Below are 13,110 nucleotides of genomic sequence, written 5' to 3'. Positions count from 1 at the left end.
CTATTAATCTACCAAACGATGCAAACAATGCACTCACTAATAAAAATGTTGATCTGCTGCTTTCTGTTGCTAACAGGTATCACATCAGTTTCTGCGCAGCACATTCATGAAACTGTTAGCCATTTAACAACAGACCCTGAATCAACAATATCAAAACCTGTAACCAATAATGATGAATATGTAGGTAGCATGGAGTTTTTCTGCCAGATCAAAGGCCCTCTTTTTAATCCTACAACGGCTGCCTGGGGTACTACAGTTACCTACAACTTGGATTGCGATGATGGCGATGCCACTGCCTGGGAGGTAAGTTGTGGCAATGTAAGCTCCTGGACAGGGCAAAAAGTGGTGGTTGACTGGACAGTTCCCGGCTGTACAAGTTCAACTATAAAAGCTATAAGATACGGAGCAGTTCTTGCTACCATCACCATTACCATTACAGGCGGCGGAATACCGCTTACGGGAGGAACAATCAGCAATCCATCGCAAACTATCGCATATAATACAACTCCGGCACAAATTAACTCATCCGTTGCCGTTGGTGGAACTTTGTTTTATAGTTATCAATGGCAATCATCTCCTAATGGCACAACGTGGACAAATATATCCGGTGCAACCGGTCAAAATTATCAACCTGGAGCATTGACAGCTACAACCTATTACAGAAGGCAGGTTACAGATGGTAACAGCGACATAGCCTACACAAGTAATACTGCATTGATCACCGTAACGCCACAGCTTCAGGGGGGCACAGCAAGTCCTGCAACAAAAACGATCAATTATAATACCAGCCCGGGAGCATTGAACTGTACGGTAGCCACAGGAGGCAATTGCAGTGGAAGTTATGCGTACCAATGGCAATCTTCTCCTAACGGCAGTACGTGGACGGATATCATCGGCGCTACTACTCAAAATTATACTCCCGGTAATCTTACTGTTACTACACACTTCAGGCGGAAAGCAATATGTAGTACAGAAACAGCCTATAGCAGCGTTGTGATCGTTACTGTTAATCCACAGCTTATTGCAGGTACTGCATCAGCAACTGCTACAACAATTACCTATAATACCAGTCCCGGCTTATTAAGCGCCGGTGGGTCAACTGGGGGTGGCTGCGGGGGAAGCTATGCGTATCAATGGCAATCTTCTCCCAATGGTAGTACATGGACGGATATCAGCGGTGCTGCTGCTCAAAATTATACGCCTGGCAATCTTATCGCTACCACTTATTACAGGAGAAGAACAGTATGTGGCACCGAAACAGTGTATACCAATACACTTACAATAACTGTAAAACCGCAGCTTACCGGGGGCACGCTTACACCTGCTGCCATCACCATTTCATACAATAGCAGCCCGGGTTTATTGAGCGCCACAGCAGCAACAGGTGGTAATTGTGGAAGCTATACGTATCAATGGCAGTCCTCACCAAGCGGTAGTTCCTGGACAGATATTAGCGGGGCTACAGCCCAAAACTACACACCCGGTAATCTCATCACCAGTATTTATTATCGTAGAAAAACAGTGTGCGGAACTGAAACAGCTTATACTGGTAACAGCGTCATCACAGTTGCGCCGCAACTAACAGGTGGCAGCATAACAACTACCGGTAAAACCATCAATTATAATACATCTCCCGGGGCAATTGCCGCAACGGTAGCCACAGGAGGTAATTGTCCCGGAGGATACACATATCGTTGGCAGGTTTCTACAAATGGCACAACATGGACAGATATTTCAGGCGCCACAACTCAAAACTATACACCGGGAAATCTGATTGTTAAAATCTGGTTCAGAAGAAAGACAACTTGTGCTTCGGAAACAGCTTACACAGGTAGTTTAATTATTGATGTAAATCCGCAACTATTCGTGGGTACTATTTCGCCGGCAGCTTATACGGTAACCAGCGGAACAGGGCCTGGCATAATGAGCGCCAATGCCGCCAGTGGCGGCGGATGTGGAGGCAGCTACACGTATCGCTGGCAGAAAAGTACCAATAGCGGTAGTACATGGACGGATATAGCGGGCACTCCGGGATCTGGGCTAACCTACAACCCTGGCAATCTTACAGCCACTACATGGTACATAAGAAAAATAACTTGTGGTACTGAAACGGGTTACACTAATATTGCCATTGTAACAGTAGGGGCTGTACCTACCAACGATAGCCTCAATTACATTAAAGTAAGGGATATTACTAAAGCCGGCGTACTGGATACAGCCACATCCAATGCGATAACCAATCTTTACCAGGTAAGGCAAACAACACAATACTTTGATGGGCTGGGCAGATTGCTTCAAACAGTCAGCAAAGGACAAAGCTCTAATTCTTTGGATATTGTAGGCCCCGTCATATATGATAACATGGGGCGGCCTTCCAGTCAATACCTGCCCTATGAGTCCGCAGGTAACAATGGTAACTACAGAACTAATGCAATGGCAACGCAGGCAACTATTTTAAATGAGGATTTTCCTGGTGAACAGTTTTACTTCACGCGAACCAGCTATGAAGCTTCTACGCTGGAGAGAGTTAAAACAATTGCCGCTCCCGGAACGAGCTGGGTAGGCAGTAACAGGGTTATTGAACAGCAGTACTTGAGCAATACAGTAGCCGACAGCGTGCGTATTTGGAATATTACTGCCTCGGCGGGAAGTATACCATCCAGTTCGGCTTTTTATGGGATGGGATTGTTGTATAAAGATATAACTGTTGACGAACATGGTAAACAAATAATTGAATACAAGGATAAAGAAGGAAAGATTGTATTAAAAAAAGTGCAGGTGTCAGACACCCCGGGGACAGCGCATGCAGGCTGGCTATGTACTTACTACATATACGATGATGCAAACAATCTCAGGTTTGTAATACAGCCCAAAGCTGTCGAACTAATAAACAGCACATGGACGATCACGGGCACTATTGCTGCTGAACTTTGTTTCCGTTATGATTATGATAAACGTAAACGAATCATTTTTAAAAAAGTTCCAGGCACTGGAGAAGTGCAGATGGTATATGATGCAAGAGACAGGCTTGTAATGACACAGGATTCATTACAGAGGGCGCAGGGAAAGTGGTTGTACGTACTAAATGATAGCCTGAACCGCCCAGTTCAAACAGGCTTATGGAATAATACCAATAACCGGGCATATCACCAGGGGTTGGCAGATGCTAGCATTTTTTATCCCCAACCTTCCGGTACATGGGAGATACTTTCTGAAACCTACTATGATAGTTATGCCTGGGTAGCTGGCAGTGGCAGCGGCTTAAGCGCTTCACTGGTAACTACTAATATAAACGGTACGAACTTTATCACTACCTACAATGCCAGTCCCGATTTTGCCGGGGCAGTTGCCGCTACCCCCCTTATTAGGAACCTGGTTACGGGAACTAAGGTAAAAATGTTGGGTACTTCCAGTTATCTCTATACCGTTAACCACTACGACGATCGGGAGCGCCTGATACAAACGCAGGTAATGAATATCTCAGGGGGAAAAGACATTACTACAACCCAGTACAGCTTTGATGGTAAACCCTTGCGTGTACATATTCAACACCAGAAGGCCGGTACCCTTACCCAGAATTATACAGTTTTAACCAAGATGAGCTACGACCACATGGGCAGACTTTCAACATTAACTAAAAATTTCAATGGCGCAGGTGACAAACCCATGCTTGTCAATAAATATAACCGGCAGGGACTTTTGGCTAAAAAGGTTTTTGGGGTGACTGCCGGAATGAATGGTACACCGCTTGACAGCCTCGAGTATGATTATAATATCAGGGGTTGGGTTACAGGTATCAACAAAAATTATGTTTCAGGAGTTGATAAGCACTATTTCGGCATGGAACTGGGCTATGATAAAACAGCCTCTGCTGCTGCCACCACCTACACTCAGGCTCAATACAACGGTAATGTAGCAGGCACGGTATGGAAGAGCCGGGGCGATGCTACCAATCGTAAATACGATTTTAGCTACGACAATGTAAACCGACTTATCAATGCAGCGTTTTTACAGTACAGCGGCGGAAGCTGGAACAATACCAAGGTAAATTTTTCTCTAACCGGCTTAAGCTATGATGCCAACGGTAATTTAATTACTTTGAACCAGCGGGGATTGAAATTAAGCGCAAGTGAAACGTTGGATAGCCTGTTATATACTTATTATGACAACGGCAACCGGCTAAAGAATGTCCTTGACAGGAAAAACGACACAGCCACAAAACTTGGCGATTTTCGCTCCTCAAAATTGTATATGACGGCATTAAGCAACAATAAAACCACCAGCGCTACAGATTACACCTATGATGGCAACGGGAATATTCTTAAAGACCGCAATAAGGACATAGGCGATGGCAGCAATAATGGTATTGTGTACAACTATCTTAACCTACCGCAGACCGTTACCGTAAGAACAACCTCGGGCGCGGTAAAAGGCATTATTGCATATACATATGATGCGGCAGGTAATAAGCTTAAAAAAGTAACAACGGAAGGTGCAAAAGTAACCACCACCCTGTACCTGGGAGCGTTTACTTATGTGAACGATACCTTACAATCAGTGATAAACGAAGAAGGAAGGATGCGCCCGGATACCCTGAAGCCTAACCCTACAAAATTTTACTACGACTATTTTGTAAAAGATCACCTGGGCAATGTACGCATGGTGCTTACAGAAGAATCAAAAAAGCACCTGTTTCCCCCTGCTACGATGGAAGACGCAACAATAGCGAATGAACAGCTTTATTACGGAGGCTTGCCGGGCAGTGTAGTTGGTAAACCCGCAGGATTTGATAGTGATGGTGCAAACCAGAAAGTAGCAAGGCTCAACTATTCTGACCCGAACCGGAGAATTGGTCCCAATGCCCTGCTGAAAGTAATGGCTACAGATACGGTAGATATAAGCGTATATGCGTTTTACAAGAGCGTAGGACAAAATAATAACAATAATAGTATTCCGGCCGAAATGATAACCGCATTGATAACTGCCTTTGGCGGTAGTTCCACAGCGATGGATGTAGGGGGGCATTTTACTGTTGGAGAACGCAATACCAACACATTTACAGCGGGAGGCTACCCCGGCATCGGCAATTTAAAGGCAAGCGACCCTAACACCAATACCGGCCGGCCTAAGGCATATGTGAATTGGATACTGTTCGATGAGCAGTTCAATATGATAACCAGCAGCAGCGGTACGCGGCAAGTGAATATGAATGCCGATGTTGCAGCTACTTCGCCGATGGCGCAAACGGGAATTATCATAAACGCCAATGGATATTTGTATGTATATTTATCCAACGAAAGTCCTATGGAGGTATACTTTGATAAATTTCAGATCTCTCATAGAAAGGGAAGGATACTTGAGGAAAGTCACTATTACCCATTCGGGTTAACGATGGCGGGGATCAGCTCCAAGGCATTAGCGTTCGGGAACCCTGAAAATAAATACAAATACAACGGCAAGGAACTACAGAACAAAGAATTTAATGATGGCTCGGGGCTTGACTGGTATGACTATGGAGCAAGGATGTATGATCCGCAGATAGGAAGGTGGCATGTGGTGGATCCGTTGGCAGATCAGATGCGCAGGCACTCTCCTTATAACTACGCTTTTGACAATCCGATTAGGTTTATTGATCCGGATGGCATGGCACCAGATGATTGGATAAAATTTAAGGATAAGTATGGAGACAATCAGGTAGCATGGGTGTCGTCCGTTACCGATGAAGCATCGTACAATGAATTGAAAACTGCTAATGCGGGGAATGAAAATGTTAGAGACCTTGAATATATTGGAAAGACAGGTGTGGTTCAGCAAGGGCATATTAATGGAGAAGAAGGCAATAGTGGTGCTTTTCAATTAAATGCAGATGGAACCGCAACGCAATTAGAATACGGAACCGGAAACCTCTCAACCACCCAAGCAGATCCTGCTAATGCTGAACCTCAAAGTGGAGGAGGTGACAAATCTACTGCTGTTTTTTGGGACAAAGTAAATACAGGTATTGGGGCCTTTGACGTTGGTCAAGGAGCTAAAGGAGAATTAATCAACTATGCTGCAAAATCAAGTCCTGCAATAAATGATTTAAAATATGTCAAGGGGTTAAAAGTATTAGGCGGTGCTACATTTGTTGCTTCTACCGTAATTTCTGGAGGTCTTGCTACAAATTATTATGTTAATGGAGGAACGAATTCTTCTGTGGGAATTAAAGCGAGTATTGATATAATAATGGGCGGTGTTGGCTTTTTAGGACCTATCGGTTTTGGAATAAGTGCAACTTATTTTCTACTTGATGCAGGTGGTGCTTTTGGTCAATATGGTGACCCTCTATTAACCCCTAAAAGATAAACAGTATATATGAAGCCATTTCGCTATCTATTTTACAGATTATACCAACTAATGATCAGAGTTGGAAACGGATTTGTTGCAGAGTATTACGCTATCTTACTGATGACAACGACAATAATGCTTAATATTTATGCTGTAGTGTCTTTAGCTTATGTTTTTGGTCAAAATATAAATTTGGGGTTAAGCTCGACAAATACAATACTTTTAGTTGCATCAATATTGACAGTCATATTTTATTTTTCCTTTGTTCACAATAAGAAGTTTTTAGAAATAGCAAAGAGATATGAAAATGAAACCTCAAAAGAGAAAATAAGAGGAATGGTTTTTTCAATCAGCTATTTTGTTTTGTCAATAGGATTAATGATTTTTTGTTTTTACTTGATGATAAAGAAAAACAGGGGAGAATTATAATACACCCCGCCTGGCGCAGGTTTGTAGCGTTGGCGTTGTGCGTTAGCCGATCTGATGCCTTGGCATTACTTGATTTACAAAATAACAAAATAAAAGAAGCCTGGCGATTGCCGGGCTTTAGTGTTTTAATGAGCATAAGCTTTACCGGTTTTAGCATCCCTGATAACGGCATTGGCTAAGTAAATCAGTTTGTCTTTAATGGAGGGTTCTAAATCTTCAATATCATGTATGAGCTTCATAGTTTTTTTATCTACAGCAGCTTTCTTACTGTTACCTGCTAAGTAATCCAACGACACTTCCAGGGCGTCCGCAATTTTTTTTGCTACTTCAATAGAAGGCATTACTTCACCCCGTTCATATCTTCCTATCATCTCCCTGGAAACTCCTACGGTCTTAGCAAAGTCAGTTTGAGAAAGGTTCTTCTGCTTTCTGAGTTCGGTTATTTTGATACCAATATTCATATAAAAAGGCATTAAAGAGACTGATAATTAACATTGACGTACAAATTTAGTGGATAAAATGGCGGAAATGAAAATCATAGTGTGTTGTTATTTTGAGAGCGGTATGTTACATTTGCGACATAAAAGTCTCAAAAACAAAATTTATCCACATGGAGTTAAAAGAGATCAAACAGCAGTTGACCATTAACCAGGTGTTGAGCCATTACCGTTTAAAGCCTGATAAGAACCACCGGCTGCTATGTCCCTTCCACCCGGATAAAACGCCATCATTACAGATATATCCTGCCACCAATACGTACTGCTGCTTCTCATCCAACTGCCATGCCGGTACAGGAGATGCGATACAGTTTATACAACTCAAAGAAAACTGCAACAAACACGAAGCATTGGTAAAAGCAACTGCGTTGCTCAATGACAATACGATTACAACAGTACAACCTGCAACAGCGAAATTATTTATAGAATCAGCACCCTTAGAAAAAATCGCAGTAGTAACGAAGCTGTTTAAATATTTTGCCAAAGCATTGCCATTAACAAAGAAAGGGGTTGATTATTTAGAAGGCAGAGCGATTAATTACAAGCAACATGAAGCAGGCTATAACAGTGGCGACTGGCATCATAAACTAAATGAACTTCATTTTTTAAAAAGATGTGAGCAATACGGCTTATTAAAATCCAAACCGGCCGGCGGTTACAGCGTATGGGCAAAGGAGTGCATTATCTTTCCATTGAAGAACCAGGAAGAAAAAATAATATCACTGTATGGAAGAAGTACAACCAACGACAAAGAGCAAAGGCATTTTTATTTACAGAACCGGGAAGGACTCTATCCAGGCTATCCGGCACTAACAACAAAGCAGCTGATCCTTACCGAAAGCATTATTGATGCAGCTTCGCTGCTTCAACAACAAACAATCACAGAGCAGTACACAGTTTTATCATTGTACGGAACGAATGGGCTGACCGAAGAACATACAAAAGCAATAACAGCGTTGCCGCAGCTTGAGGAAATCATTTTCATGCTTGATGCAGACGAAGCCGGTGAAGCGGCAACGGCAAAGCATACTGTTACATTAAAGCAGATTTTACCGGAAGTAAAGATCAGCAAAGTAACATTGCCTTCCGGGGAAGATATAAACAGTGTGTTGCAAAACCATGATGACGCAACGGTATTGCAACATCTCATTGATAACAGAACCGATTTTTTATTTTCAATTGAAAATAAAAAAGAATCTGCTGAAGCTACCGCTACCGCAGCATTAGCGCCACTTGTAAAACTTGATGTAACGAACGCTGAACTGTTAGTTTACGATAACTGCCAGTTGCGTATAGAAATATGGGGCGGCATAAAGATCACCGGTCTTGACCGGATGAAAGTAACTTTAAAAGTTCAACATAAAACAAAGCAACTACTGCCGATAAGGGATACATTAGACCTGTACAGCCGCAACCAAACGGAGCAGTTGATACAAACCATCAGCGAGAGCTTTGATTGCAACATAAAGCAAACGGAAACCACGATAAGCGAACTAACCAATGAACTGGAAAACTACCGCATTAAAAAAATAGAGGCCCTGCAGCCCAAACAGGAAACAAAGAACGAGCTTACCGCAGCGCAAAGACAAGCAGCCATCAATGAACTGAAAAAAGAAAAGCTGTTGGAGCGCCATAACAAAATGATTGGACTAACGGGCATAGTAGGCGAAGAAAAAAACCGGGTGATTGCTTACCTGGTATATACCATGCGCAAACAACAAAACCCTTTGCACGTCATGTTTTTAGGGGCAAGCGGCAGCGGCAAAACATATTTACAGGAAAAAATCAGTGAACTGATACCCGATGAAGATAAAATGGAGATAACACAGATCACGGAGAATGCACTGTATTACTTTAAACAGGAAGAACTCAAAAACAAGCTGATCATTTTTGAAGATTTAGACGGAGCATTATCGGTATTTTATCCCATGAGAGAGCTGCAAACAAAAAAGAAGATCAGCAAGACGGTAACCCTCAAAGACAGCAAGGGCAATTTAAAAACAATAACGATAGTAGTAGAAGGGCCTGTTTGTATCAGTGGTTGCACCACCAAAGAAAAGCTGTATGAAGATAATGCCAACCGCTGCATCCTGCTGTACATTGATATGAGCAGAGACCAGGATAAAAAAATAATGGAATACCATGCAGCACTAGAAAGCGGCGACATTGACCAGGAGAGAGAACAACAATACAAAGAACTGTTTAAAAATATACAGAGAGTTTTAAGACCGATACAGGTTAATAATCCTTACTCAAAATTTATCACATTACCGGAAGCAGTGTTTAAGCCAAGAAGAACAATAACACTACTGAGAGGTTTTATAAAAGCCATTGCCTTTTACCACCAGTATCAACGGGAAGTAAAGAAAGACAGGCACGGCCAGCTTTACATTGATGTAACATATGAAGATATAGAGCAGGGATTTTATTACATGAAAGATGTGCTGTTCAGCAAAAGTGATGAGCTGACCAAAGCAACGAGGGAATTTTTAGAAGGGCTCAAACAACTGTCAAAGCAAACCGGCAGCGATACCTTTAATGCAAAGGCGATAAGAGAGCAGTTAAGAATGAACCCGGGCAATATGAAACGGTACCTGGCCGAGCTTGTACGGTACGGCTATATAAAGGCAAATGGCAACCGTTACCGGAAAGGCAGCTATGAGTACAGCATTGTAAAGATGGACGAATATGAGGCTTTAAAATCGCAAATAGAGCAACATTTACAAGGCATCCTGCAAGCCATCCGCCAGCAGTCGGACACAGTCAAAGACCACATTACAAAAATAATTAGTAGTTCAGTGGTTCAGTAGTGGTTCACTAAGCCGAATGAACCACTCAAACCCATATCCAGACTGCATTTTACTTCAGTAGTTCAGTAGTTCACTGAAAAAGACTATTAGCAAAAAAATTATTGTTATGAAAAAGAAACCCAGTGCACTGCAAAGTGCGGAGTATATTTTATTGCTCCAATCGTTCACGGAATGGTTACAGCTTTTGAATTACTCACCGTTAAGCATACCTGTATTAACCCGGAGTGTCTATGAATTTTTACAGTACCTGCAGGCGATAGGAAAAGAAAATTTATCGCAGTTAATGCCGGCAGATGCCAGCAGTTTTATAGCGTTGCTGCAGTCCAAAGAAAAGTACAGCTCGGGGCATATTAATAAGCAAATACAGGCATTAAAGCTTTTTAGCAGGTACATCCGGGAGACCGGCAGAAGCCCTGTAGCGTTTAACCTGCAAAGGCTGGAAGATGCCAGAGGCAAACCCACCTGGTTAACCAAAGCAGAAATACAAAAGCTATACGATGTAACAGCACAAACGATTTTAGGCATAAGAGATAAAGCCATGCTTGCCGTGTATTACGGTTGTGGGTTGCGGCTCAATGAAGGTGCATGTTTGGACGTGAGCGACATCAATCAAACCACCAGGGTGCTGCATGTAAGAAAAGGCAAAGGCTATAAAGAACGGTTTGTACCAATAGCGGAAAAGAATTTTGAAGCCATAAAGCTGTACTTAGATCATGCAAGGCCGCAGCTATTACAACAGGTGCGAACAACTGCGTTGTTTATTGATGCCAACAAAGGCAAGCCGATGCAAAAGCAGAGCCTGTATGTAAGAGTAAAACAGTTAGCGAAGAAAGCGAGGCTGAAAAAAAACATCGGCACGCATACCTTACGCCACAGCATAGCCACACATCTTTTACAAAGCGGCATGAAGCTGGAAATGATCCAACAGTTCTTAGGGCATGGCGATTTAGACAGCACACAGATATACACTCATCTGGTGAATGGTGAATAGTCAATGGTGAATACCTGCTAAATAACAATCATCTTAATCATTAGAATCATTTTAATCATTATGACATTTACAGCATACTTACAACAAAAGCAATACAGTAAAGCAACGGTAAGCCGCTACACGGAAGGGGTAGAAAATTTTTTAACCTGGTTGCACGGGGAAGATATAAAACCGGAAACATTTACTTATACCGAACTGTTAGACTTTATGCGTTATTGCCAAACGAAAGGCATCAGTAAAAGAAGCGTTCACAATATACTTTGCATGGTACGGCATTATTGCAATTACCTTACCGGCGAAGGCAAACGAACTGATAACCCGGCAGCCGGTGTTTTTATTAAAGGCTTAATCAGGAAGCTGCCAACAAATCTTTTAAGCATAGAAGAACTGGAAGAGCTGTATAAACAATACAGCGTACAGCTCAATGTAGATAGCAGTAAGAAAATTATGTTAGGGCTGATGATATACCAGGGCGTAACGGTTGGTGAAATTATGCGGCTGCAGCGCCATCACTTTAAACTGAAAGACGGAAAAGTTTTTATTAACGGAACTAAACGAACCAATGAAAGATTATTGAATTTACAAGCTGTGCAGATAACCGAACTACAAAGCTATCTGAATGCAAATAAGTTCAGGGAGGGTGCATTGTTCAGAGAACAAATCAAAAAGCCTGTCAGTGAAAGTAACATCAACAACCGGCTGCAGTATATGTTTAAACAGTTGAAGCAACTCAATCCGAAAGTGATCAACGCCAAACAGATCCGCGGCAGTGTAATAACAGCATGGCTAAGAAAAAATCATCTTCGCCAGGTACAGTATATGGCCGGTCATAAGTATGTAAGCTCCACCATGCGATACCAGGCAAATAACCTGGATGATCTGAAAAGTGAACTTGGGCAACATCACCCGATGAAATAAATACAGCCAACACACAGCACGGCTTGCAGTCCCGCAGGAAAGACAGTGCGGGACTGCCCTGTCGTTGTTGCCCTGCAAAATTTTTGTCATGCCTTTTGCCGCCGGGGTACAGAAGCAAAAGACGGGCTGCCCCAAAGCCGCACAGCAGCCCTTCACGCCAAAAATTTTGCAGGGAAGCTACTTAAACATAATGTGCTCCTATAGGTTCGCTTCGCATGGCGCTACCCTTGCTTATGCCCTTTGGGACATGCTAACACAGCGCCATCCTATAGGCACTTTATGTTAAATATCCAACACCGCAGCCTCAAAAAATAATGCTTACTCACAAAAGCCGGTGCAATTATTTTTTTAGGAAGCCGTGCAACCCATCGCACCCGGGCAGCAGTACAGCTATCATCAACAGAAAAGATTTTTTGAGCAGCAGTAACACGGAAAAGAAAAACAACAACGAGCTTCTTCCACCTACCAACAAAAATGCTTTAGCAAAGCTATTGCGGCATGCCCGGCTGCACCTAACGCCCGCCCGGCCCACAGGAGCGTGGCACAGGGCAACCGCACAATGGCCGCCAAAAGACTACGGCATAAAAACACAAATCCACCGCACAGCAGCCATCATTTTTATTCCGTTTCCTTTTGGCTTTGTCTCATGCCGCTAATGGCTGGTCGCTAAGCATTTTTTGCTGCGCATTTTATTTTTTAACCCTGTCCGTCCGATCAGGCGGGCAATCAATTTTTTTTATGAATGCAAAATCATTTAACCGTCCGGCCTGTAAAGTTTACATTGTTACCGAAAATCCCTGTGCGCTGGTAGGCGCCGAAGATCTGAAGATCATGCAGGTACGTCCTGACCAGGAAGCCGCCTTTATGAAGGAGTATGCCGGTCGTATCATAGCCACCGGCAGCAGTATCCAGGAGGTGCTGATCAAGTTCAGCCAGTTGGCAAATAACCAGTGAGTTGTATAATCCGGAGGTTAACACTCCCGGACTTGCCTACCGGCAGGCAGGTTTTTTCTTTTCAATTGAAAAGAAAAAAGTTCTATTTTGGGCATTGTAACAAAGTTCTTTGAGTGGCTGCCCTCGAGAGTGGGACATTTTTTGAAGCATAGCCAAAATAGTATGGTAGTTATTATCCGTTCGG

9 protein-coding genes are annotated in these 13,110 nt (G+C 42.8%); 8 read left to right on the top strand and 1 reads right to left on the bottom strand.

The window, feature by feature from the left end; translation table 11 throughout:
• Positions 1 to 27: 27 nt before the first annotated feature.
• A complete protein-coding gene (locus VL121_RS08005) occupies positions 28 to 6,345 on the top strand; it encodes a DUF6443 domain-containing protein (RefSeq protein ID WP_325403982.1) in 6,318 nt (2,105 codons plus the stop codon).
• 9 nt (positions 6,346 to 6,354) lie between these two features.
• On the top strand, positions 6,355 to 6,756 hold the full coding sequence (locus VL121_RS08000) for a hypothetical protein (RefSeq protein WP_325403980.1): 402 nt from the start codon (positions 6,355 to 6,357) through the stop codon (positions 6,754 to 6,756).
• Between the two features lie 125 nt (positions 6,757 to 6,881).
• Here VL121_RS08000 and VL121_RS07995 read toward each other — a convergent pair whose 3' ends face one another.
• A complete protein-coding gene (locus VL121_RS07995; protein ID WP_325403978.1) occupies positions 6,882 to 7,217 on the bottom strand; it encodes a helix-turn-helix domain-containing protein in 336 nt (111 codons plus the stop codon).
• Between the two features lie 149 nt (positions 7,218 to 7,366).
• On the opposite strand from VL121_RS07995, the gene VL121_RS07990 reads away from it, so the two are divergent.
• The 6 genes from VL121_RS07990 (at position 7,367) to VL121_RS07965 (ending at position 12,926) form a co-directional block, all read left to right on the top strand.
• Positions 7,367 to 10,063 carry a CHC2 zinc finger domain-containing protein gene (locus VL121_RS07990; RefSeq protein WP_325403976.1) on the top strand — a complete coding sequence of 899 codons (2,697 nt, stop codon included), beginning with the start codon at positions 7,367 to 7,369 and terminating at the stop codon, positions 10,061 to 10,063.
• A gap of 106 nt (positions 10,064 to 10,169) precedes the next feature.
• The gene (locus VL121_RS07985; protein WP_325403974.1) at positions 10,170 to 11,054 is read left to right on the top strand and encodes a tyrosine-type recombinase/integrase; all 885 of its coding nucleotides are present in this window, start codon (positions 10,170 to 10,172) and stop codon (positions 11,052 to 11,054) included.
• 60 nt (positions 11,055 to 11,114) lie between these two features.
• Positions 11,115 to 11,972 (top strand): tyrosine-type recombinase/integrase, encoded by an 858-nt coding sequence (locus VL121_RS07980; protein WP_325403972.1) that lies wholly within the window; start codon positions 11,115 to 11,117, stop codon positions 11,970 to 11,972.
• 88 nt (positions 11,973 to 12,060) lie between these two features.
• On the top strand, positions 12,061 to 12,258 hold the full coding sequence (locus VL121_RS07975; RefSeq protein WP_325403970.1) for a hypothetical protein: 198 nt from the start codon (positions 12,061 to 12,063) through the stop codon (positions 12,256 to 12,258).
• 127 nt (positions 12,259 to 12,385) lie between these two features.
• Positions 12,386 to 12,628, top strand: a complete 243-nt coding sequence (locus VL121_RS07970; protein ID WP_325403968.1) for a hypothetical protein — start codon at positions 12,386 to 12,388, stop codon at positions 12,626 to 12,628.
• Positions 12,629 to 12,710: 82 nt separating this feature from the next.
• Entirely contained in the window at positions 12,711 to 12,926 is a 216-nt protein-coding gene (locus VL121_RS07965; RefSeq protein ID WP_325403966.1) for a hypothetical protein, read from the top strand.
• The last annotated feature ends 184 nt before the right edge of the window (positions 12,927 to 13,110 follow it).

Source organism: Agriterribacter sp. (assembly GCF_035497235.1).
Classification (GTDB): Bacteria; Bacteroidota; Bacteroidia; order Chitinophagales; family Chitinophagaceae; genus Agriterribacter.
Note: the sequence above shows the minus strand (reverse complement) of the source record. Positions and strands in the feature narration are given on the sequence as shown.